At 60.9% G+C, this 22,824-nt stretch carries 22 protein-coding genes; 13 read left to right on the top strand and 9 right to left on the bottom strand.

Annotated elements, in window-relative coordinates:
- The first annotated feature begins 73 nt into the window (after positions 1-73).
- The gene (locus BLP99_RS13080; protein WP_072397309.1) at positions 74-1,036 is read left to right on the top strand and encodes a LysR family transcriptional regulator; all 963 of its coding nucleotides are present in this window, start codon (positions 74-76) and stop codon (positions 1,034-1,036) included.
- On the opposite strand, the gene BLP99_RS13085 is transcribed toward BLP99_RS13080, so the two are convergent.
- From BLP99_RS13085 to BLP99_RS13095, 3 genes are all read right to left on the bottom strand, one after another.
- Positions 978-1,187 (bottom strand): PA3496 family putative envelope integrity protein, encoded by a 210-nt coding sequence (locus tag BLP99_RS13085; RefSeq protein ID WP_072397311.1) that lies wholly within the window; start codon positions 1,185-1,187, stop codon positions 978-980. The genes BLP99_RS13080 and BLP99_RS13085 overlap by 59 nt on opposite strands.
- Before the next feature lie 173 nt (positions 1,188-1,360).
- Positions 1,361-2,227 (bottom strand): transcriptional regulator HexR, encoded by an 867-nt coding sequence (hexR, locus tag BLP99_RS13090; protein WP_003187110.1) that lies wholly within the window; start codon positions 2,225-2,227, stop codon positions 1,361-1,363.
- Between the two features lie 145 nt (positions 2,228-2,372).
- A complete protein-coding gene (locus BLP99_RS13095) occupies positions 2,373-5,264 on the bottom strand; it encodes a putative bifunctional diguanylate cyclase/phosphodiesterase (protein WP_072397312.1) in 2,892 nt (963 codons plus the stop codon).
- Between the two features lie 259 nt (positions 5,265-5,523).
- On the opposite strand from BLP99_RS13095, the gene uvrD reads away from it, so the two are divergent.
- The 3 genes from uvrD (at position 5,524) to BLP99_RS13110 (ending at position 9,425) form a co-directional block, all read left to right on the top strand.
- On the top strand, positions 5,524-7,707 hold the full coding sequence (gene uvrD / locus BLP99_RS13100) for a DNA helicase II (RefSeq protein ID WP_072397314.1): 2,184 nt from the start codon (positions 5,524-5,526) through the stop codon (positions 7,705-7,707).
- A gap of 295 nt (positions 7,708-8,002) precedes the next feature.
- Complete coding sequence (locus BLP99_RS13105) at positions 8,003-8,878, top strand: Tim44 domain-containing protein (protein WP_072397321.1); 876 nt, start codon at positions 8,003-8,005, stop codon at positions 8,876-8,878.
- A 139-nt stretch (positions 8,879-9,017) separates the two neighbouring features.
- Entirely contained in the window at positions 9,018-9,425 is a 408-nt protein-coding gene (locus tag BLP99_RS13110) for an SMI1/KNR4 family protein (protein WP_072397323.1), read from the top strand.
- A 13-nt stretch (positions 9,426-9,438) separates the two neighbouring features.
- On the opposite strand, the gene BLP99_RS13115 is transcribed toward BLP99_RS13110, so the two are convergent.
- Positions 9,439-11,202: a cation:proton antiporter gene (locus tag BLP99_RS13115; RefSeq protein WP_072397325.1), complete on the bottom strand. Its 1,764-nt coding sequence runs from the start codon at positions 11,200-11,202 to the stop codon at positions 9,439-9,441.
- 259 nt (positions 11,203-11,461) lie between these two features.
- Between BLP99_RS13115 and BLP99_RS13120 the strand changes: the two genes are divergently transcribed.
- Positions 11,462-11,947: an acyl-CoA thioesterase gene (locus BLP99_RS13120; RefSeq protein ID WP_072397327.1), complete on the top strand. Its 486-nt coding sequence runs from the start codon at positions 11,462-11,464 to the stop codon at positions 11,945-11,947.
- Positions 11,948-11,968: 21 nt separating this feature from the next.
- Here BLP99_RS13120 and pdxY read toward each other — a convergent pair whose 3' ends face one another.
- Positions 11,969-12,841, bottom strand: a complete 873-nt coding sequence (gene pdxY / locus BLP99_RS13125; RefSeq protein WP_072397329.1) for a pyridoxal kinase PdxY — start codon at positions 12,839-12,841, stop codon at positions 11,969-11,971.
- Positions 12,842-12,960: 119 nt separating this feature from the next.
- On the opposite strand from pdxY, the gene BLP99_RS13130 reads away from it, so the two are divergent.
- Positions 12,961-13,383, top strand: coding sequence for a DUF3301 domain-containing protein (locus BLP99_RS13130; protein WP_072397331.1), 423 nt, complete (start codon positions 12,961-12,963; stop codon positions 13,381-13,383).
- Between the two features lie 12 nt (positions 13,384-13,395).
- Here BLP99_RS13130 and BLP99_RS13135 read toward each other — a convergent pair whose 3' ends face one another.
- Positions 13,396-14,361: a CobW family GTP-binding protein gene (locus tag BLP99_RS13135; RefSeq protein WP_072397333.1), complete on the bottom strand. Its 966-nt coding sequence runs from the start codon at positions 14,359-14,361 to the stop codon at positions 13,396-13,398.
- 28 nt (positions 14,362-14,389) lie between these two features.
- Here BLP99_RS13135 and BLP99_RS13140 point away from each other — a divergent pair, with 28 nt between their 5' ends.
- Complete coding sequence (locus BLP99_RS13140; protein WP_072397335.1) at positions 14,390-14,743, top strand: NADH:ubiquinone oxidoreductase; 354 nt, start codon at positions 14,390-14,392, stop codon at positions 14,741-14,743.
- Positions 14,744-14,816: 73 nt separating this feature from the next.
- Here BLP99_RS13140 and BLP99_RS13145 read toward each other — a convergent pair whose 3' ends face one another.
- Both BLP99_RS13145 and zigA read right to left on the bottom strand, forming a co-directional pair.
- Positions 14,817-15,464: a DUF1826 domain-containing protein gene (locus BLP99_RS13145; protein WP_176776507.1), complete on the bottom strand. Its 648-nt coding sequence runs from the start codon at positions 15,462-15,464 to the stop codon at positions 14,817-14,819.
- Entirely contained in the window at positions 15,464-16,672 is a 1,209-nt protein-coding gene (gene zigA / locus BLP99_RS13150) for a zinc metallochaperone GTPase ZigA (RefSeq protein ID WP_092180480.1), read from the bottom strand. The genes BLP99_RS13145 and zigA overlap by 1 nt, the downstream gene beginning before the upstream one ends.
- A 128-nt stretch (positions 16,673-16,800) precedes the next feature.
- On the opposite strand from zigA, the gene BLP99_RS13155 reads away from it, so the two are divergent.
- The 5 genes from BLP99_RS13155 (at position 16,801) to BLP99_RS13175 (ending at position 20,619) form a co-directional block, all read left to right on the top strand.
- Complete coding sequence (locus BLP99_RS13155; RefSeq protein ID WP_092180482.1) at positions 16,801-17,199, top strand: glutamine synthetase; 399 nt, start codon at positions 16,801-16,803, stop codon at positions 17,197-17,199.
- 106 nt (positions 17,200-17,305) lie between these two features.
- Positions 17,306-18,202, top strand: a complete 897-nt coding sequence (folE2, locus tag BLP99_RS13160) for a GTP cyclohydrolase FolE2 (RefSeq protein WP_092180484.1) — start codon at positions 17,306-17,308, stop codon at positions 18,200-18,202.
- A complete protein-coding gene (locus BLP99_RS13165; protein ID WP_092180486.1) occupies positions 18,199-18,867 on the top strand; it encodes a metal ABC transporter ATP-binding protein in 669 nt (222 codons plus the stop codon). The genes folE2 and BLP99_RS13165 overlap by 4 nt, the downstream gene beginning before the upstream one ends.
- Complete coding sequence (locus BLP99_RS13170; RefSeq protein ID WP_072459044.1) at positions 18,867-19,733, top strand: metal ABC transporter permease; 867 nt, start codon at positions 18,867-18,869, stop codon at positions 19,731-19,733. Before BLP99_RS13165 ends, BLP99_RS13170 begins: the two co-directional genes overlap by 1 nt.
- Before the next feature lie 10 nt (positions 19,734-19,743).
- On the top strand, positions 19,744-20,619 hold the full coding sequence (locus BLP99_RS13175; RefSeq protein ID WP_092180488.1) for a metal ABC transporter substrate-binding protein: 876 nt from the start codon (positions 19,744-19,746) through the stop codon (positions 20,617-20,619).
- A 13-nt stretch (positions 20,620-20,632) separates the two neighbouring features.
- Here the strand turns inward: BLP99_RS13175 and BLP99_RS13180 are convergent, their stop codons facing one another.
- On the bottom strand, positions 20,633-21,154 hold the full coding sequence (locus tag BLP99_RS13180) for a DUF3617 domain-containing protein (protein ID WP_072397352.1): 522 nt from the start codon (positions 21,152-21,154) through the stop codon (positions 20,633-20,635).
- A gap of 141 nt (positions 21,155-21,295) precedes the next feature.
- On the opposite strand from BLP99_RS13180, the gene cls reads away from it, so the two are divergent.
- Entirely contained in the window at positions 21,296-22,735 is a 1,440-nt protein-coding gene (cls, locus tag BLP99_RS13185) for a cardiolipin synthase (protein ID WP_072397354.1), read from the top strand.
- Positions 22,736-22,824: the final 89 nt, after the last annotated feature.

Genomic DNA, 22,824 nt, shown 5'->3' on the forward strand with positions numbered 1-22,824 from the left:
GAATATTTATTGGGTCACGCATAAGCCAAGACTTATAGTTGCGTTGTCGGGATCGGACCAAGGTGAGTGAAAAATGCGTAAGTCATTGATGCGTATGACTTTGCGTCAACTGCAAATTTTCAATGAAGTGTGCGACCTGAGGTCCTACAGCCGTGCTGCCGAGGAAATGTCTCTCACGCAACCAGCCGTTAGCCTACAGATTCGATCCCTTGAAGAGCTGATTGGCCAGCCGTTGTTCGAGTATGTCGGGAAAAAACTCTACATGACCGAAGCCGCCGAAGCCCTCCAACGCGCCAGCCGGGATATCTTCGGGCGCCTGGAGAACCTCGATATGCAGCTTTCGGACATGCAGGGCTCGCTGCAGGGGCAATTGAAACTGGCGGTGGAATCCAGCGCGAAATATTTCGTGCCGCACCTGTTCGCCGCGTTCAAGCGCCAGCATCCGGAGGTCAACCTGAACCTTACTGTGGTCAATCGCGGACAAGTGATCCGGCGGCTTTCGGACAACCGCGATGACCTGGTGATCATGTCCATGGTGCCCCAGGACATGGGGCTTGAGTTCCTGCCGTTTCTCAATAATCCGATCGTGGCCGTGGCGCCGCCGGATCACCCACTGTGTCACATGGGGGCATTGCGCCTGCAGGACCTGGAGCCCTACACACTGTTGCTGCGCGAACCCGGGTCGGGAACGCGGCTGGCCTGCGAGGAATATTTCAAGGAAAAGCGGGTGCATTTCACCCAGACGCTGGAAGTGGCCTCGGCCGAAGCCCAACGCGAATGCGTAGTGGCGGGGCTGGGCGTGGCGTTGTTGACGCGCCACGCCGTGAGCCGGGAATTGTCGTCCGGCGCACTCATCGAGCTGCCGGTGGAAGAGTTGCCGCTCTACCGAAGCTGGTGCCTGGTGCAGGCCAGGGCGAAGCGTTTGTCACCGGTGGCCCACGCCTTCCTGGCGTTCGTTCGCGGTGAGCGCGCCCAGATCATTGGCCTGGTTGAGCGTTTCGACGGGAAGCCACCGGCGTTGCCTGCCAGTAGTTGAATTCTGTCGCGTCAGGAAATTCGCTGATTTCGGCCAGGAGCTGGCGCTGTTCGAAGCGGTCTTCGATCGCACGACGGAACGCCATGCGGCGTTGGTCTTCCTGCTGGCGACGGGTTTTGACGGCGCTGCGTTCTTCGTAGGACTGGGTCATGTCGAGACTCCCAAGACGTATACGGGAGTTTCAAGATGAAGGCTTGGGATGACGTTTTGGCGGCGCGTGGGTTACAGAACGATGAATTCGAGCGATGGGATCTTGGGGAGGGTTGAGCCTGTGGCGAGGAGACTTGTCCCATCGCCACAACGGCGCTTGCCTTGATGATTGGCTCAGTCGTCCAGTGCCTTGACCGACTTGGGCGACAGCCGCAGGCTGCGAAGGCTGCGCTTGACGCTCTTGAGGTGGTTGACCAGGCTCGGGCCGCGCGCCATGGCAACCCCCATCGCCAGCACATCGATGACCACCAGGTGCGCGATACGCGAGGTCAGCGGTGTGTAGATTTCAGTGTCTTCGTGCACGTCGATGGCCAGGTTCACTGTCGAGAGCTCGGCCAATGGCGTCTGGCTCGGGCACAGGGTGATCAGCGAGGCACCGCTTTCGCGCACCAGGTTGGCGGTGATCAGCAGGTCCTTGGAGCGCCCCGACTGGGAAATGCAGATCGCCACATCGGTGGGTTTCAACGTGACCGCCGACATCGCCTGCATGTGCGGGTCGGAATAGGCTGCCGCAGTGAGCAGCAGGCGGAAAAACTTGTGTTGGGCATCGGCCGCCACGGCGCCCGAAGCGCCGAAGCCATAGAATTCGACGCGCTGGGCCTGGGACATGGCCGTCACGGCTTTTTGCAAGGCCACCGGGTCGAGCTTCTCGCGAACCTCCATCAGCGTATGCAAGGTGGTGTCGAAGATCTTCAGGCTGTAGTCGGCAACCGAGTCGTCCTCATGGATCGCAAACTGACCGAAGCTTGCGCCGGCCGCCAGGCTTTGCGCCAGCTTGAGCTTCAAGTCCTGGAAACCCGAGCAACCGATGGCGCGGCAGAACCGCACGATGGTCGGCTCGCTGATGCCGACGCTGTGGGCAAGGTCAGCCATGGAGCTGTGCATCACGGCCGCAGGATCGAGCAGTACGTGATCGGCGACTTTCAGTTCCGATTTGCGCAGCAGGTGGCGTGACTGGGCGATGTGTTGCAACAGGTTCAAGGGACTGGACTCTTGTTATTGGCGGCGTTATTGGCAGATGCCGGATGCAGCAGTGATGTAGCCAAGCTTGTAGTTATACTACATGAATTGCCTTTTTGCCCGCCCGATACGTAACTCGATCGCCCGATTCCATGCCGCATGCGCGTCATGTAGCAGAGGTGAGCCATGAATCGCCCGGCTTGTCGCGCAACAACGCGGCCAGGCCTTGGGACTCGAGCGGACGGCTGATGAGGTAGCCCTGCACTTCATCGCACTGTTCAGCCTTCAGGAACGCCAGCTGGCCCTGGTGCTCGACACCCTCGGCCACCACCTTGAGCGACAGGCCATGGGCCATGGCGATGATCGCCCGGGTGATCGCAGCATCCTCGCCACCCTCTTCCAGCCCACGAATGAACGCCTGGTCGATCTTCACGTAATCCACCGGGATACGCTTGAGGTAGCTCAGCGAGGAATAGCCGGTGCCGAAATCGTCGATCGCCAGCTTGACCCCCAGGTCTCGCAGTTGCTGGAAGGTGGCGATGATGTGTTCGACGCTGTCGAGCAACTGGCTCTCGGTCAGTTCCAATTCCAGGCAATGAGGGGCCAGGCCGGTTTCTTCCAGCACTTGCCGCACGAGGCTGACCAACTTGCCCTGGCGCAACTGATGCACCGACAGATTGACCGAGACCCTGATAGGCGAAAGCCCCTGGCGCTGCCATTCGCACGCCTGCCAGCAGGCCTGGCGCAACACGAACTCGCCAATCGGCCCGATCAACCCGGTCTCTTCGGCCAGGCCGATGAACTCCCCCGGCGGTACCCGGCCCATGGTCGGATGATCCCAGCGCACCAAGGCTTCGGCGGCGTTCAGACGACCGGTCGCCAGGCACAGCTTGGGTTGGTAGAACACCTTCAATTGCTGTTCTTCCAGGGCCTTGCGCAGTTGGTTTTCCAGCTGCAGCCGCTCCAGCGTACTGGCTTGGAGGCTGTCGGTGAAAAACTGGAAATTGTTGCCTCCCAGGTGTTTGGCATGTTGCATGGCCATGTTTGCCTGGCTGACCAGGGTGGCGACTTCACGCGCGTTATCGGGTAGCAGGCTGATGCCGATGGAGGCGCTGACCACCAGCTCATGGCCTTCGATGGTCAGCGGCAGGCGCAACTTGGCGGACAGGCGGGTCGCCACCCGGGCCAGGCTGGAAAGATTGCCGTAGGCATCGAACAGCACCCCGAACTCATCGCCGGACAGTCGGGCGATGGTGTCGGCCTCGGGCAACGCGTTGATCAGGCGCCGGGCCATTTTCTGTAGCAACTGGTCGGCAATGTCATGCCCCAGGCTGTCGTTGAGCAACTTGAAGCGATCCAGGTCGATATGCAGCAATGCAAGGCTGCGCCGCCCTCCCTGTCGCACACGCTGGTGGGCTTCATGCAACCGCTCGCGGAACAGCGACCGGTTCGCCAGCCCCGTCAGTTCATCATAGTGGGTGAGGTAGCGCATCCGCTCTTCGGATTCGCGCCTCGCCGAAAGATCGGCGAAGAAGCCCACAATATGACTGACATTTCCTCGTACATCGCGCACGACGTTCAGTTGCAGCCATTGCGGGTACAGCTCGCCGTTGGCCCGAGCCTCGACCAGTTCGCCCTGCCAGGTGCCGTGCGCCTTGAGGGCCTGGCGAATGACCGGATAGTGCCGCCGGGCGTCCCGACTGCACGGAAGATCCACCACGTTGCAACCCAGCATGTCATCGATATTGAACCCGGTGACCCGGGTGAATGCCTGGTTGGCGGCCAGCAGTGCGTAGTTGGGATCGAAAATCACGATGCCTTCGCTGGCGGCCTCGAACACCGTAGCAGCCAATTGCCGCTGCTGTTCCAGCTCTTTGCTGGCGCTGATGTTTCGTCGAGTGCCGACCATCCGCAACACCCGGCCGCTGGCGCTGCGTTCCACGGCCCGCCCGCGATCTTCGATCCACACCCAGTGCCCGTCGCTGTGGCGAATGCGATATTCGATCTGGTAGTCCTCGCTACGGCCCTTCAGATGCTCGATCAGGGCTCGCTTGAGCGCTGGCAGATCTTGTGGATGCAGGCGGGGCGTGAGATGGCTGAGCATCGCCGTGACGTATTCGCGCTCCAGCCCGAACAACTCCTTGAGCTGGGTATGGTGGACTTCGTCGGTCTGCAGGTTCCAGTCCCACAACCCCAGCTCGCTCGCCTTGAGGGCCAAGGCCAGGCGCGCCTCGCTCTTGCTCAGGGCCTGGCTGGCCACCTCCAGTTCAAGGCTGCGCTGGGCCACGCGCGCCTCGAGGCCAACCTGGGCGGCGCGCAACCGCTCTTCGGCGAGACGACGCTGTTCGACTTCCCTGGCCAACGCCTCGTTGAGCTGCGCGCTACGAATCTGTGTCTGCTGCAGATGTTCGATCAATGCCTGATTCTGGAAACGTCGCAGCATGCCGTTCTGCATCAGTCGATTGACCTGCCAGGCCACCACGCTCAGCGATACCAGAACAGCCAGGCCGAGCCAGCCCCATCCGTGCTGCTGCTGGTCGTCGCCCCAGAACAGGAAACCGATCGCCGGCAGCAGGCAGGGCAAGGTAAAAGACAGATAGGCGGGAAGGCTCACCGCATAGGCGACACTGGCCGACAGGGTGGCCGCGCCGATCAGGCCGAACACCCAGGCCTGTTGCTGGAAGTTGTCGGTCGGGGCCAGGGCGATGCCGGCAATGGCCAGCGTCAGGCCGGTCATCGCCGAGCCCAGCAAAAACATCCGCAGCCAGATGGGATGCGCCTGGCGGCCCGGGATCGCCGAATCGAAGGCAGCCACCTGGATCACCCTCAGCGCCACCAGGGACAACAGCCACACCAGCCAGACGCTGACCAGGACATAGCGTGACGGATCCCACAACAGCGCCGCGCAGACCAGGCCGTTGACCAGCATGAACAAGGTTGGCAGCAGCGAGCCCTGGTACAGCAACCGTGTACGCTCTACCGCCATCTCCGTGGCGTACTGCTTGCGAATGACCCGCGGTTCCACACAAGGGCCCGCCAGATCGGAATTGAGGGTCATAGGCACTGTTCTTGTTCTTATCACAGGGGCACGGAGAACCCGAAAGAGCACCGAGCATACACAAGCCCGGGCTTATCCCACACTGCCGAGGCTCATAAAAATACGCAAAAAATTCGCCATTGCGACGTTCCTCGAACGCTGCGCACGAGGCCTGGCAACGCTCCTGCACCATGACTGACCGGTCATCCCCGACCGGTCTTTTATCGGTTGCTGCAAAGCTTGGTTTGCCCGGGGTGACGCCGCGCCCTAGAATGCCCCGATGCGCGATGATCTCTCCCTTCTGCTGAACTCCCTCAACGACGCCCAACGCCAGGCCGTAGCCGCCTCCGTGGGCCGTCAGTTGGTCCTGGCCGGTGCCGGCTCCGGCAAGACCCGAGTGCTGGTGCACCGTATCGCCTGGTTGATCCAGGTCGAGAACGCCTCGCCTCATTCGATCCTGTCGGTGACCTTTACCAACAAGGCCGCTGCCGAGATGCGTCATCGCATCGAGCAGTTGATGGGCATCAACCCGGCCGGCATGTGGGTCGGCACGTTCCACGGCCTGGCGCACCGCTTGCTGCGGGCGCACTGGCAGGAAGCCGGCCTGAGCCAGACCTTCCAGATCCTCGACAGCGACGACCAGCAGCGGCTGGTCAAGCGGGTGATCCGCGAGCTGGGCCTGGACGAACAGCGCTGGCCCGCCCGCCAGGCCCAATGGTTCATCAACGGTCAGAAAGACGAAGGCCTGCGACCACAGCATATCCAGGCCAGTGGCGACCTGTTCCTGGCGACCATGCGCGGCATCTATGAAGCCTACGAGGCGGCATGCCAACGGGCCGGCGTCATCGATTTTTCCGAGCTGCTGCTGCGGGCTCTGGACCTGTGGCGCGATCATCCGGGCCTGCTGGAGCATTACCAGAAGCGCTTCAGGCATGTCCTGGTGGACGAATTCCAGGACACCAACGCCGTGCAGTACGCCTGGTTGCGCCTGCTGGCCAAGGGCGGCGACAGCCTGATGGTGGTGGGCGACGACGACCAGTCGATCTATGGCTGGCGCGGCGCCAAGATCGAGAATATCCACCAGTATTCAGCGGACTTCCCCGACGCCGAGGTCATCCGCCTCGAACAGAACTATCGCTCGACCGCCGGTATCCTCAAGGCTGCCAACGCACTGATCGCCCACAATACCGGGCGCCTGGGCAAGGAGCTGTGGACCGACGGCAATGAAGGCGAAGCGATCAACCTGTACGCCGCGTTCAACGAACACGATGAAGCCCGCTATGTGGTGGAAACCATCCAGAGCGCGCTGAAGACCGGCCTCTCCCGCAGCGACATCGCCATCCTGTATCGCTCCAACGCCCAATCCCGGGTCCTGGAAGAAGCCCTGTTGCGCGAACGGATCCCCTACCGGATCTATGGCGGCCAACGCTTCTTCGAACGAGCCGAAATCAAGAACGCCATGGCCTACCTGCGCCTGCTGGAGGGCCGCGGCAACGATGCCGCCCTGGAGCGGGTGATCAACGTGCCGACCCGTGGCATCGGCGAAAAGACCGTCGAGGCGATTCGCGAACACGCCCGCCATAGCCACGTATCCATGTGGGAAGCCATGCGCCAGCTGGTGGCCAACAAAGGCGTGACCGGCCGCGCCGCCGGCGCCCTGAAGGCCTTCATGGAGCTGATAGACGACCTGGCGGCCAAGTGCGCAGAGATGCCGCTGCACCTGATGACCCAGACCGTTATCGAGCAGTCCGGGCTGATTGCCTACCACGAGGCGGAAAAAGGCGAGAAAGGCCAGGCCCGGGTGGAAAACCTCGAGGAACTGGTCAGCGCCGCGCGCAACTTCGAGAACACCGAAGAAGACGCCGACCTGTCGCCGTTGTCGGCCTTCCTGGGCCATGCTTCCCTGGAGGCGGGCGATACCCAGGCCGACGAGCATGAAGACAGCATCCAACTGATGACTTTGCACAGCGCCAAGGGCCTGGAATTCCCCTACGTCTTTCTGGTGGGCATGGAAGAAGGCCTCTTCCCGCACAAAATGAGCCTGGAAGAACCGGGGCGCCTGGAAGAAGAGCGGCGCCTGGCCTACGTGGGCATCACCCGGGCCATGCAGAACCTGGTGCTGACTTACGCCGAAACCCGACGCCTGTACGGCAGCGAAACCTACAACAAGGTGTCGCGTTTCGTACGCGAAGTACCGAAGGGCCTGATCCAGGAAGTCCGGTTGTCCAACAGTGTCAGTCGACCATTCGGTGGCAGCCAGTCGCAAGGCACCAGCAGCCTGTTCGGCGGCAGCGATATCCCGGAGACCGGCTTCAGCCTAGGCCAGACCGTGCGCCATTCGGTATTCGGCGACGGCGTGATCCTCAATTTCGAAGGCGCCGGCGCCCAGGCCAGGGTCCAGGTGAACTTCAGCGAAGGCAGCAAATGGCTGATGCTGGGGTACGCCAAGCTGGAAGCGATCTAGAGAGTTGTGTAGGCCCCTGTGGGAGCGAGCTGGCTCGCGATAGCCGTCGGTCAGTCAATATGGATGCTGACTGAGACACCGCTATCGCGAGCAAGCTCGCTCCTTCAGTTTTCTGGAAATATTTCCGATAGAACTTGTTCCTCTTTCCTACAGCCCAAAGCGAACAAGCCCTCTTGCGCGATTGAAGCTGAACCTAACCTGTCACGCAAAAGCCCGAAACACTCTGCCGCTAGCCAGCAACAGTTCACCTGTGCAACATGGCGCGCGTGCTATCCACAAATGGGAATGCCTTTATATGAAACGTTTTCTTAGCATCGCCATGGCGTTGTGCATCGGCCTGACGATGGCCATCGACGCCAATGCCGCCAAGCGTTTTGGCGGTGGTAAAAGCTCGGGCGCGGCCCCGACTCACCAGACCAGCCAGATGGCGCCGTCCTCTGCTGCCGGGTCCACTGCCGCCACCGCAGGCGCGGCCGGTGCCGCTGGCGCCGCCACCAAGGCCAGCGGTGCTTCGCGCTGGCTCGGCCCATTGGCCGGCATCGCGGCCGGCGGTCTGCTCGCTTCCATGTTCATGGGCGACGGCTTCCAGGGCATGCAGATCTTCGACATCCTGATCATGGCGGTCATCGCCTTCCTGGTCTTCCGCTTCATTGCCGCCCGTCGTCGCAAGCAGCAGGAGCAATTCGCCCCGGCCGGCCATGCACCGATGCAGCGTGAAGTATTCAACCAGCAGCCTTCCGCCGGCTCCATCTTCGGTGGCTCGGCCGCTCCGGTGGCCGCCCGTCCAGTGATCAACGCTCCGGCCTGGTTCAACGAAGAGCGTTTCGTCGAAGCCGCGCGTACCCACTTCCAGTCCCTGCAGCAACACTGGGACGCGAACGAAATGGACAAGATCGCCGAGTTCGTGACCCCGCAATTGCTGGAGTTCCTCAAGCGCGAGCGTGCGGAACTGGGTGACGGCTTCCAGTCCACCTACATCGACAACCTGCAGGTACAACTGGACGGCGTCGATGATCGCGCCGACAAGACCATCGCTACCCTGACCTTCAGCGGTGTATCGAAGAACTCTCGCTTCGACCAGGGCGAAGCGTTCAGCGAAAGCTGGAACATGGAACGCGCCCAGGGCGACAACCAGCCTTGGCTGGTGGCAGGTATCCGCCAGAACGGTTGAACCTTTGCGCGTTTTGCAGGTTGAAATAAGAGAACCCCGGCTCAGGCCGGGGTTTTCTATTTCGCGGTTGCATCTATGGCGAGCTACTGTATAAACCGCTCCATACAAACCGCGCCATCGAGAAAGAGGATCCCCGGACGTGGAAGAAATTATCGAACAACTGCGTGAAGCCAACGAACCCGTACCGGTTCCACTGGAGTTGCCCGACGAAGACCTGCTGGTAGAAATCGAAGAACAGCTGTTCATCGACATCCCGTTTGTCTTCAGAGAGTTTTTGCTGACCGTCAGCGATGTCGTCTATGGCAGCCTGGAGCCGGTGACCGTCACCGATCCACAATCCCATACCTACCTGCCGGACGTGGCCGCCAACGCCTGGGATGCCGGTGTCGACCGCAGCCTGATCCCGATCTGTCAGGACGGCGACGACTACTACTGCGTCGAAGAAGACGGCACCGTCGTGTTGTGGCAGGCCGAAGACGAGTTGCTTGCCGAGGAAACCTGGGAGTCCGTCTGGCACTGGGCACGGGATGTCTGGCTGGAGAGCTGACCCCCTGGGCCGGTCAATGCCCGGACGACTCCTTGTGGTTGTCCAGGGTCTCCAGCAAGGCCACCTGCATCCTGGTGTGCAACCGGACGAACCAACGCCAGAGCAGTGCCGCTACGGCCGTTGCCACCACTGCAATCAATGCCAGCAACTTGTTGGTCGGCAGGATACTGGCCGACAAGGCTGCCAGGAGCAGGAAAATCACCAGCAGCGAAAGGATCGGGATCACTTCGGCGATCACCCGACGTACGCGCTGGGTATGGCGGCCGGCCATTTCCGCCTTCACCCCCATCTCTGCCAGCATCATCGACAGCGCCTTGAGCTTGCGGTACGCGGCGATCAGGAACGGCAGCGACAGTAGCAGCGCCCCACCCCAGATCAATGCTTTCTGCCAGCTTGGGTCGCTGATCCAGGCTTGCATATGAACCGACATGCGCTCGGCAAAATAGCCGCCCGAGACAAAGATCGCGATCACCAGGGCCAGGTTGATGCCTACCTGCAACAAGATCCGCCTGATCATGGAAGCGATCAACGCATTCTCACCGTGGGGCTGGATGTTGCGCAGCCACTCGCCATACATCCCCAATACCCGCGACAGCCGTTGCGGTACCACGGTCGCCAATTTGACGGACAACGGATCCGCGGCTCGGATCAGGTAAGGCGTCAGCAGCGTGGTCAGCACCGAGACGGCGACCGCGACCGGGTAAAGGAAGTCGCTGGTGACCTGCAGGGTCATCCCCAGTGAAGCGATGATGAAGGAAAATTCGCCAATCTGTGAAAGCCCCATCCCTACCCGCAGCGATGTGCGTCCGTCATTACCAGCGATAAAGGCACCCAGGCCGCAGGAAAGCATCTTGCCCAGTACCACCGCGACCGTGATCACCGCGATCGGCCAGGCATACTGCAGCAGGATGACCGGGTCGAGCATCAGGCCTATGGCCACGAAAAAAATCGCACTGAACAGATCGCGTACCGGTTCCACCAAGCGCTCGATCTTCAGCAACTGTCGGGACTCGGCCATGATCGCACCGATCAGGAAAGCCCCCAGCACCATGCTGTACTCAAGCTTCACCACCAACAGACAGAAGCCGAAACACAGGCCCAGGACGGTGATCAGCAGCATCTCGTTGCTGTCGAATTTCGCCACATAGGCCAGCAGCCTCGGCACCAGCAAGATGCCAATCACCAGCGCGACGATCATGAACAGCGAAAGCTTGCCGACCGTGGAAAACACCTCGCCGGAGCTCACCGTACCGCTGACAGCGATGCTCGACAGCAAGGCGATGATACCGATGCCAAGGATGTCCTCGACGATCAATACCCCGAAGATCAACTGGGCGAAACGCTCGTTCTTCATCTTCAGGTCGTTAAGTGCCTTGACGATGATCGTGGTCGAAGAGATCGCCAGGATCGCGCCCAGGAACAGCGAGTCCATGGTGCTCCAGTCGAACCAGCGGCCTATTTCATAACCGATCCAGATCATCAACACGATTTCGAGGAACGCGGCGATGAATGCCGTGGCACCCACCTTGAACAGCTTGCGCAGGCTGAATTCCAGGCCCAGGCAGAACATGAGGAAGATCACCCCGAGCTCAGCGAGGGTCTTGATCGTGTCTTCGTCGTGGATGAAGCCAAACGGCGGTGTATGGGGACCGATGAGGAAACCGGCAACGATGTAGCCCAGCACCACCGGTTGCTTGAAACGATGAAACAAGACCGTCACCAGCCCGGCTGCCAGCATGATGATCGCCAAGTCTTGAATGAAGTTGATGGCATGCATCTGTAGGGCTCCCTGTCGCCGACTGGATAAGTCCGTTTCTCTTGTAGGAAATGCCCTCGCGATGGGCTTTTGCAGGTTAACACCGCGACTTCTGACAAAAAGACGGTGCAATATAAGGAAACAGATCCATCGACGCGTGACGGCAGCCACAGGCGCAGCGTCCCGATATCGGTGGTTTTGCAAAAAGGTCGAGCAGGCCACTGACCAGCGCCCGCAGAGGTGCACTTCCCTAATCGCTGCCTTGATCCGTGAGAACGTTATGGAACCCGGAAACGCCCAACTGTCGATGACGGTGTTGATGACCCCCGATATGGCCAACTTCTCTGGCAATGTCCACGGCGGCACCCTGCTCAAATACCTCGACGAAGTCGCTTATGCCTGCGCCAGCCGCTACGCTGGCCGCTACGTGGTGACCTTGTCGGTGGATCAGGTGATTTTTCGCGAGCCGATTCACGTCGGTGAGTTGGTGACCTTCCTGGCGTCGGTGAACTACACCGGCAACACCTCGATGGAGGTGGGCATCAAGGTGGTGACCGAGAACATCCGCGAGCGCTCGGTTCGCCATACCAATAGCTGCTTCTTCACCATGGTTGCGGTGGACGACCAGCGCAAACCCGCCCCCGTACCGCCCTTGCAGCCACAGAACAGCGAAGCCAAGCGCCGCTACGAGCAAGCCCAGCAACGCCGGCAGATTCGCCAGGAGCTGGAGAAGCGCTATCAGGAGATCAAGGCGGACGCGCCTTGACGGAAGCTGGAGCGGTGTCGGTCACAAGTGGATCGGCACCGCCTCGAACCGCACACGTGGATGGGTGATGCGATCCTGGGCGCGCACCAGTTGCAATTCATAACTGGCGCACGCCTGGGTTTCCAGCAATACCTCATGCACCGCGGCGGCAGTGAATTCAAGCGCCGCCACCAGGCTGTCACCCAGCAGTATCCGCGCTAGAAACAATCCGGATGTCAGGTCGCCTACCCCCACCGGCTGACGCGGGAATGCCAGCAATGGTCGCCGCAGGTGCCAGTTGCCTTCGGCGGTTACCAGCAGCATTTCGAAGCTGTCCTCGGCCTTGCCAGGATACGCCAGGTGCTTGACCAGCACGGCCTTGGGACCACGAGCCAGCAGCGCACGCGCCATGCCCAGGCAGTCGAGCAGCGATTGCGCCTTGCGCCCGGAAAAACTGTCCAGTTCCAGTTGGTTCGGGCACATCAGATCCGCTACCGCGGCGGCCTCTTCCAGCAGGAACTCGCTCACCTCGGGCGCGACGATGCAGCCCTTCTCCGGATGCCCCATGACCGGGTCGCACAAGTACAGCGCCTTGGGATTGGCAGCCTTGATCCGGGCCACGCCGGTCAGGATCGCCCGACCCTGGGCCGCGCTGCCCAGGTAACCGGAGAGAACCGCATCGCAATGACCCAGCTCGCCAATCGCCGCAATACCTTCGATCAATGCCGGTATCTGCTGGGGCGCATGAACTTCCCCGGCCCATTGGCCATACTGGGTGTGATTGGAAAACTGCACGGTGTTGAGCGGCCAGACGTTGACCCCGACCCGCTGCATGGGAAACACGGCGGCGCTGTTGCCAGCATGACCGAATACCACGTGAGACTGTATGGCGAGCAGATGAGGCGTACGTTTCATGCGGGTGGTTTCCGTAAAACGATTGAAATTCAAGCCGCGCAGTATGCGACTAAACACAGCCTGTACGACAGACCGGCGACACAGTTAAGCTGACGGCAACTTGTTGGAGCACTTCGTTCATGCTGACTCTTGGAAACATCTTCGTGCTGATGCTGCTGGCTACCGGTGGCGCCTGGTTGTGGCACAACCACGGCTTGCGCGAACGGGCATTGGCGAGGGTCATGCAGCATTGTGCCAACCTCAGGATCGAGCTGCTGGATGGCAACGTCGCGCTGAAGAAGATCGGGTTTGTGAAGGATGCCAGTGGCCGACGGCGCCTGGCGCGGATCTACAATTTCGAGTTCACCGTCACTGGCGAGTCCCGCCATTCGGGCACTATCACCCAATTCGGCGCCCACAGCGCACACATCGAGCTGGCGCCGTATCCGATGCCGTTCGAAGAGTCGCCCGAAACCTTGGCTGAACCGGTCCAGGCCAGGCCTCGGGCCGAGGTCATCGAGTTGAGCCAATGGCGGCAGGAACACAACAAGTGGAAGCCTTGAACCACCGCTGACTCATGACCGTCGGCAATTGGCCAGGCCAACCTGCAGGGTCGGAACGTCTTGCGGCTCGCCGAAAATCAATTCAAGCCGGGAATCCTGCCGCCACTCGCTGCTTTGCCAATCCAGCGCCGCCCCCTCCAGTGCATTGGCTGAAACCCAATCCTCGGTGCTGTGGATAACCAGCTTCGCCCGCTTCCAGACCTGGCCTTGCAGCCATCGCGTCAGTGCCGCCGTGTCGAAACGCTGGCTCGGATGCCAGCGCCAACCGATGCTCCAGCCCCCCTCCTGCTGCTGGTGCAGGCAGATCGGCACCGTTGGATCGCTCCAGACAGCCGGGAGCTGACCCACGTCCTTGGGCACGTTCAAGTTACCCACAACCCCGCCTCCCGTTGCGGCCAGGCCCGGCAAACGGCTGATGGGCAAGTTCGCCTGCTGTGTCCAATACGATGGAATCGCCGGCAGCCGCTCCATCACGCGGGCACGATCGGCGTCCGTGAGACCTTCGGATTTGTTCAGCACCAGCAGTCCGGCGGTGGGAAGCGTCTGTCGTTGCGCATCAGCCAACGGCTTGTCGTCTGACAATGCCCGGGCGTCCAGCACCAGCACGCATGGCTGGACCGCCAGCACGCCGAGCCACGGCGCTTGCCGCAATTGGCGCATCAATTGCGCCGGATGACCGAGGCCCGAAGGTTCGATGAACAATCGGTCCGGCCGGGCCTTGCGTAATAATCGACCGAGGCCAACCTGAAACGGCGCACCGTTGACGCAACACAGGCAGCCTCCGGCAACCTCCCCCAGTGCGATACCATCGGCCGCCTGGGTCAGTAGCGCAGCATCCAGGCCGATCTGGCCGAACTCGTTGATGAGCACGGCCCAGCGTTCGTCGGCCGGGCGCTGGGCGAGCAATTGTCTGATCAGGCTGGTCTTGCCAGCCCCCAACGGCCCTGCGATGACATGGGTGGGAATGTTCTGCAGCATGGGCGACGGCTTTCGATGGAGGTGAAAAATGCGGGTGATTGGCTGCTTATTACTGGCACTGGCTTCGAGCGAGGTGCTGGCCCAGGCTTGCGTGGTCCATAGCCAGGCGGAGCGGCTCGACGTGAAAGTATGCCAGCAGAACCGCAGCATTCCACCAAAGCTGTTCGCCGACGGGTTCTGCCAGCCAAGCCTGGCCGGGCAGAAAGTCGAGGTGCAATACGTCGATCAGTGTCCTGGCGGTGCGTTCGGCATCTGCAGCGACGCCCAGGTGGCCAATATGCCCTATCGCCAGGATATTCACTATTACGGTGTGGCCAGTGACGCCGCCTACCTCAAGCCGTTCTGTGAAGGGAAAAACCAGGGAAGCTGGCTCAAACCCTAGGCGCTATGCGAAGTCCCGTGAGGAAGGCCAGGCAGGCGAAACGGGGCGCGGCCGAGTACAGAGCTGCAAGAGCCTAGGCAAGCCAGTCCAGCGTAAGAATCAGTCGGCGCTCCCCCTGGGTCGGTTCCGGCGAGCGATGGATCAGGCCAAATCCCTCGTTGCCCAGCCATTTCTCGCCCTTGAGCAGGGCCACGTCACCGTGGCCAAGCTGTTGGATCATCTGTGGATCCCTGGGCTCGGCCTCAGGGTGGGCGAGCCATCGGCGATCCATGGCGCCTTCCTCGAGCCACTGGCTGCCGGGGCCGGCATAGGTGGTAACGAGCCGCACCGGCACATGGTCGACGTGGAAACGCGGACACATGGCCTTGTCCAGGGTTCGCAGGCGCAGGCCGACACGCGTGGCGCCCAGCAGGCAGGCAAACGCGCCGACCAGCCAGGCGACATCAGCCCTGAACCCTTCGTAGCCTTGCAGATCGCTGAAACCGGCAGCCAGACCGTTCAGCTCCGGCTGGGAGTCCTCCTCTGGCAGATCGAGCACCCACGACTGCGCCAGAGACTGTTCCATGGAAAGCACCATCGCGGCAAAATCGCTGATGTGCAGCGGGAGTTGGCGTTGCCACACCGCCAGATTGACGCCATCGTCCAGAATCTGCGTCAGGGCCCGAGGGGTATCGCCCTGGACCTGGCGGACCTGTCCGCGTTCCAGGCCGGCCGCCAAGATCACGCCGCAACCTCGTCGTGCCATGCACCGAATGGATCCGGCAGCAGCCGCCAACCCTTGACTCCCAGGGCCATTTCCTCGTCCGTAAGCAGACAGGCGTCCAGCGCTGCGGTGAGACATTCGAAATCGATGTCCTGGCCAATGAAGACCAATTCCTGGCGGCAATCTCCCGTGCCCGGGAGCCAGTTCTTCAGGATGGCGGCAGTGCTTTCTTCGTCCCGTGGCCACTGGCTCTTGGGCACGAATCGCCACCAACGGCCGGCAAATCCATGACGCATCAAACCTCCAGCCTGGGACCAACTGCCCGCCTCTTCCGGCTTACTGGCCAGCCAGAAGAAACCCTTGGAGCGCAGGAGCCTGCCGTTGGTCCATGGGCGGTCGATCAGGCTGAAGAAACGCTCGGGATGAAACGGTCGGCGTGCCCGATAGGCCGCCGAGGCGATGCCATACTCTTCGGTCTCCGGCACATGCTCGCCACGCAATTCCTGTAGCCAGCCGGGTGCTTGTGCTGCGCGTTCGAAGTCGAAACGACGGGTGTCGAGTATTTCCTCCAACGGCACCTGCCCCATGACCATGGGAAGGATCCGTGCCTGGGTATTGAGACGCTGGAGAATCGCGGTCAGTTCTTCCCGTTCCTGACGACCGATCAGATCGATCTTGCTGATCAGGATCACGTCGGCGAATTCGATCTGTTCAACCAGCAGGTCTGTGATGGAGCGCTCATCTTCTTCGCCGAGGGTTTCACCTCGGGCGGCCAGGCTCTCGGCGGCCTGGTAATCAGCCAGGAAGTTCACTCCGTCGACCACCGTCACCATGGTGTCGAGCCGGGCAACATCGGCCAGGCTACGCCCCTCCTCATCGCGAAAAGTGAAGGTCTCCGCCACGGGCAAGGGTTCCGAAATGCCGGTGGATTCGATCAGCAGATAGTCGAAGCGCCCCTCCCTGGCGAGCTGGCCGACTTCGGCCAACAGATCTTCGCGCAGCGTGCAGCAGATACAACCATTGCTCATCTCCACCAGTTTTTCTTCAGCGCGGCTAAGGGTGACATCGCGCTGAACCTCGCTGCCATCGATGTTGATTTCGCTCATATCGTTCACGATCACGGCAACACGCAGTTTTTCGCGATTGCGCAGCACATGGTTGAGCAGAGTACTTTTGCCGGCGCCGAGAAATCCGGACAGCACCGTAACAGGAAGGCGATTGGGCATGGGTTGTATCCTCATCGGGGCGGCCGTTGCTGACGCTGCATCAGCGTGCTGCGACTCGTTCTGTGATTTACGTTATACTATAACAATAAATCTACGCCACCCTGCAATGTCCATCATCGGAAATCTCCATGCGGTTTTTTTTCGTATTTTTATTGCCCTGCGCGCTTTTTCTACCGTTTTCATCACTGGCATCGCCCCAGGGCCAGAGCGCTTTATCGGCAAACTGCACACGTAGCGCGAATTTGCTGTCGTGTGCGGATGAGCGCGGCAATACCTACAGCGTGATGACTGCTGGCAATACAATTTATCTTCGGGGGTTTGACGCAGAAAGGCGCCGCTACTGGGCGCAGACCAACAGTCGCTACGGACAATTGACCTTTTTCACAGGACTGGCTTCCGACGGTGAAAGCTGGGTTGGCTACAGCCGCCGCGTCGGTTGGACGACCATCAATCGCTTCTCCAGCTCCGGTGGTAGCGCAGGAGAATTTGTATGCGGACGCGTCAGCGGTTGTCAGGATTCCCGCTGATGTTTCACGTGGAACGAACAGATTAAAACTCTATTCATGAAAAAGATCTGGCCGGGCTAATTGTTACACTATAACATTAAATCTGACCTCACGATGGATCTAACCCATGAACGCGTTAACGCTGCCAGACGTCGCTGCGCAGGCCTCACGCCAAGCCGGTCCTCTCGATTGGGTGGGCATGCACGGCGTCGCGATACCGGTATTGATCGAAGGCCAGCGCCTGAGTGCAAGGGCAGACGCTGGAGTCAGCCTGGATGACGCTGATGCCCGGGGTATTCACATGTCCCGGCTGTATCTTGCCTTGGAAATGCTCGAGAGCGAGCCCTTGTCGCCTTCCTTGCTGGAGCGAGTACTGCAGCAATTCCTCGCCAGCCATGAAGGCCTTTCGAGCTCTGCGTCCCTGACCGTCCATACCGAATTGCTACTCAAACGCCCGGCGCTGGTCAGTCCCCTTGGCGGCTGGAAACGCTATCCGATAAGCATCAAGGCTCATCAGAAACATGCAATGTTCCACGTGGAACTGAACATCGAGATTCCCTACTCATCTACGTGCCCCTGTTCGGCGGCCCTCGCTCGTCAGCTGATTCAGCAACAGTTTGTGAACGACTTTGCCAATAAGGCCCTTGAGCATGCAGAAATTCTGGCCTGGCTAGGATCCTCCAAAGGCATCGTCGCCACCCCTCATAGCCAGCGCAGCACAGCGACCCTGGGTATACGCTTGGCTACGACCGTGATTGAGTTGCCGTTGCAATTTCTGATCAACGAAGCCGAAGCGGCACTGGGCACCGCCGTGCAAACCGCAGTCAAGCGCGCCGACGAACAGGCATTCGCCCTCGCCAACGGCCAGAACCTGATGTTCTGCGAGGATGCCGCTCGACGACTCAGTCTGGCCTTGCGCCGTTCAAAAGACGTTGTCGCATTCGATGTCCGTGTGGTTCATGCCGAAAGCCTTCACGCCCATGATGCAGTTGCCGAAAGTCGTTGGAACCGGGAGCGGTCATGATCGACTGCCAGGCTTTGCGTTGGGGGCCTCCAGGACGACCGCTAACGCCCGCGCTGTATCTGGAACGGCCCGCCGGCAGCCTGACGGCCATTGTCGGCGCCAATGGTTCTGGCAAAAGCAGCCTGCTGAAAGTGATGGCAGGATTGCAAAAGCCCCTGTCCGGCAAGATCACGCTGAAAGTCCGGCACCGCGGTGGCGTGTCGTTTTTGCCGCAGCAACAACATCTGGATCGTCAGTTCCCCATCAGCCTTCAGGAGCTGGTGGTCGCTGGCGCATGGGGTCGTAGGGATTCGCCAGCCTTGCGCAGCCAGCGGCTCAACACCGTTCTGGAAGATTGGGCGTTGCGTGGCCTGGAACATCGCCCGCTGATGGCGCTGTCGGGAGGCGAACTGCAACGGGCCCTGCTCGCTCGCCTGGGCCTGACCGAAGCGCCACTTCTATTGCTCGACGAGCCCCACGCCGCCCTCGATGAACAAGGCCAGGCGTTGCTGTGGAAACACATCCATGGCTGGCACGCCGAGGGGCGCACGCTCGTAGTGGTTTGCCACGACCTGGCTGCGGTGCGCCAGCATATTCCCCATACGTTGTTGATCAAGCACTCCGGCTGCACCTTGGGACGCAGCCATGAATTGATCGCGCAGCAACCTTGCACAAGGGTGGCCTGATGCTTGCGGCCATCCACTTCTGGCAGCCTTTCCTGGAGTTTGTGTTCATGAGACGGGCCTTGCTTGGCGGCCTGGTCTTGGCATGCAGCACGGCGCCCTTGGGTGTGTTCCTGATCCTGCGCCGCATGAGCCTGATCGGCGACGCGGTGGCCCACGGCATCCTGCCCGGCGCCGCGCTGGGGTTCTGGTTCGCCGGCCTGAGCCTGCCCGCCCTGACAGTGGGGGGACTCGGCGCGGGCCTGGGCATGGCCGGACTGGCTGCCTGGATCACCCGCCGCACCGGGCTGCGAGAAGATGCGAGTCTCGCAGCGATCTATCCCATTTCACTGGCGGCCGGTGTGCTGATATTGGGGGTGGCGGGCAAACGCCTGGACCTGCTGCACCTGTTGTTCGGTTCGGCCCTGGCGGTGGACGAACCGACACTCACCGGCATGCTCTGGGTGTCGGGTATCAGCCTGATGGCCATGGCGCTGATCTACCGCCCCCTGTTGCTCGACACCCTGGATCCGCTGTTCCTGCAAACCGTCAGCCGGCTCGGACCGTTGGCCCATGGCGTGTTCCTGACTCTGGTGGTCCTGAATCTGGTGATCGGTTTCCAGGCGATCGGCGCACTCATGGTCGTAGGCTTGATGATGCTGCCGGCGGCCGCGTCGCGTTTCTGGAGCCGTCGCCTGCCGACGCTGATGCTCATTGCGGCAATGCTCGGCTGTCTCTCGGTAGGGTTCGGCCTGTTGCTGTCGTTTTACTTCTCGCTGCCCAGCGGGCCAGCCATCGTACTGGTGGCGGGCGGGTTGTATCTGTTGTCCGTGGTGTTCGGTCCGGTACATGGTTTGCTGCGCCGCCCGCCTTTGCTCACATCCCCATGAGGTGTTTCCGATGCGCGCCCTGCTCGTACTGTTCAGCCTGCTGTTATCCATGTCCTTGCCCGCCGCCGAAAGGCTCCAGGTAGTCACCAGTTTCAGCATCCTTGCCGATATGACCCGACAGGTCGGTGGCGAGCATGTCCAGATCACCAACATGGTGGGGCCCGACGCCGATGCCCACACCTACGAACCCACACCCGACGATGCCAAGGCGCTGCTCAGTGCAAAATTGATCATCAAGAATGGCCTGGGCTTCGAGCCGTGGCTGGATCGCCTGGTGGCCAGTACCGAAACCGCTGCGCCGGTGATCAGCGCCAGCCGCGGAGTGATTCCCCGTTCATTGGACGAAGACGGCGAGACAGTCCCCGACCCGCACGCCTGGCACAACCTGGCGAATGCGCTGTTGTATGTACGCAACATCAGCAAGGCGCTGGAAGCCGCGGATCCGGCCAACAAAGCCGACTACGTGCGCAACAGCGAAGCCTACCTGAACAAGATCTATGCGCTACTCGCTGAAGTCAGGACCCGGTTCGGTTCACTGCCACCCGGCAATCGCAAGATCGTGACGTCCCATGATGCCTTCGGTTACCTGGGACAGGCCTACGGCATCGAGTTCATGGCGCCCCAGGGCCTGTCCACCGAACGGGAACCATCGGCCGCTGAAGTCGCAGCGCTGATTACCCAGATCCGCCAGGCGAAGGTCAAGGCCGTATTCATGGAGAACATCAAGGATGCGCGCCTGCTCAAGCAGATCGCCGACGAAAGTGGCGCGCATATCGGTGGCACGCTGTATTCCGATGCCCTGGCTGCCAGTGGATCGGCCAGCACCTTTATCGGCCTGTTCGAATACAACCTCAACACTTTGTACGACGCGTTGAGTCGGCCTTGACTCAAGCGGTCGGTCAAGCCCTCGGCTTGACCGTTCCGCAATCCTGTCCCAGCCAGACCGCACGGGTATCCAGGCTGCCGTTCTGCTGGATGCCGGTGGCATTGAACGTACCGTTGACCTTGGTGGTGAATTCACGATCGCTCTGGAATGTCGCGATCCCACTCCCCTGGGCTTTCGGGCAGCTGAAGCGAAACTTCCACTGGTTACCGGTGCGCTCGGTGATCTGCTGCTTGCATCCCGATTGCGGGTCCTGCAAGGGGATGTCATTGGTCTGGACCTGCTCGGGCGTCAGGCACACCCGGATCCCTTTCCCGCCCATGGTGATGCCTTGCTTCTCCAGCATGGCCCGTTGTTCCGGGGTCATCTGGTTCTGCAACTGGCCCAGGATCAGCTGCAGGTCCGGCAGGTTCTGGTTATCGACTTTCATGTTGCTAGTGGTCAATTCCCACAAGCCTGGCTGAAGCATCTGCGCCTGAGCGGCCATAGGAACAGATAAGCCAACCGCCAAGGCCAAACCCAGCAGACGAACATTCATTGCAAGAACTCCAGAGGACAGGTGGCCGTTAGACGTCGTCCATGGGCTTCGGTTCAGGCTTGGCACAGGTGAATTAATTAGCGACATTCGTCCTGGAACATGGTCTGTTAAGCAATTGGAATTCAGGAGCAAGACGACTCCATGGACTATTTCGGCCCGCATGTTTTCGGTTACCTCATCGCGCTGCTTCATACCCTGGGTTCCATCGCCGCGGTTCATGCGGTACTGACGGTGCGAACGGCCCAAGGCTCGATCGCATGGGCCCTGTCACTGGTGTTCATCCCATACCTGACGCTGATTCCCTATCTGGTCTTCGGCCGCAGTACCTTCGACGGCTACATCCAGGCACGCCGGCAGGCCAACGATGAAATGCGCAAGGCCGTCTCCGAGCTGAACTGGCGCCCCTGGGTGGAAGAGGCGCTGGCCGCACGCGCTTCCCAGGCGTACGCCTCGCTGCGCGCCATGCCGAAACTGGGGCGCACGCCCTGCCTGGCGAACAACCAGGTACGCTTGCTCATCGACGGACAGGCCACTTTCGAGGCCATCTTCCAAGCCATCGATAACGCCAGGGAAGCCGTCCTGATTCAGTTCTTCATCGTCCATGACGATCGCCTCGGTCAGCGTCTGCAGGCGTTGCTGTTGAAGAAAGCTGCCGAAGGTGTCGCGGTTTATCTACTGTATGACCGTATCGGCAGTCACTCCCTGCCCCACCGTTATGTCCAGGCCCTGCGCGACGGAGGCGTTCAGGTCAAAGCCTTCGCGACCCGCAGTGGCTGGCTAAACCGGTTTCAGGTGAACTTTCGTAACCACCGCAAGATCGTCGCCGTGGACGGGGTCCTCGGCTTCGTCGGCGGCCATAACGTGGGCGATGAATATCTAGGGGAGATGCCGCCCCTGGCGCCGTGGCGCGATACCCATGTCCAGGTGAGCGGCCCAGTGGTTGCAAGCATGCAAGAATCATTTGCCGAGGACTGGTTCTGGGTTGCCCGCTCATTGCCGCCCCTGATCCTGCCTGACACCTATCCGGAGGACGGCGTGCTGTGCCAGTTATTGGCCAGTGGGCCGGCGGATGCCTTCGAGACGTGCTCGCTGTTTTTCGTCGAAGCGATCCATGCGGCAAGCGAACGGGTATGGATCACGACGCCGTATTTCATTCCTGACGAGGCGGTATTCGCCGCGCTACGCCTGGCGGTGTTGCGGGGGGTGGATGTGCGCATTCTGTTGCCCTCCAGGCCGGACCACAGGATCGTCTACGCCGCCTCCAGCCTCTACGCCTTCGAAGCCGTCCGCGCCGGGGTACGGGTGTTCCGCTACGAGCCGGGTTTCCTGCATCAGAAAGTGGTGTTGATCGATCGGGAAATCAGCGCAATCGGCAGCGCGAACCTGGACAACCGCTCGTTCCGGTTGAATTTTGAAGTGATGCTCCTGACGGTGGATACCCCCTTCGCCACAGAGGTCGAGCAGATGCTGGAGGCAGATTTCGCCCAGGCCCACGAAATCGCCAAACAGGAAAGCCGGGAGACCCACCGTCTGCAAAAGATCGGCATGCGGGTCGCCCGGCTCATTTCCCCGATACTTTAGGCTCCGTACGAAAAAGCTTGAGACGAAGGTCAGGCGAGGCGGTTTCAACGCTGCATGAACGAGTATCAAGGCTTTGCGTAACGGCCCGA

Source organism: Pseudomonas sp. NFACC32-1, assembly GCF_900101215.1.
Lineage (GTDB): Bacteria > Pseudomonadota > Gammaproteobacteria > Pseudomonadales > Pseudomonadaceae > Aquipseudomonas.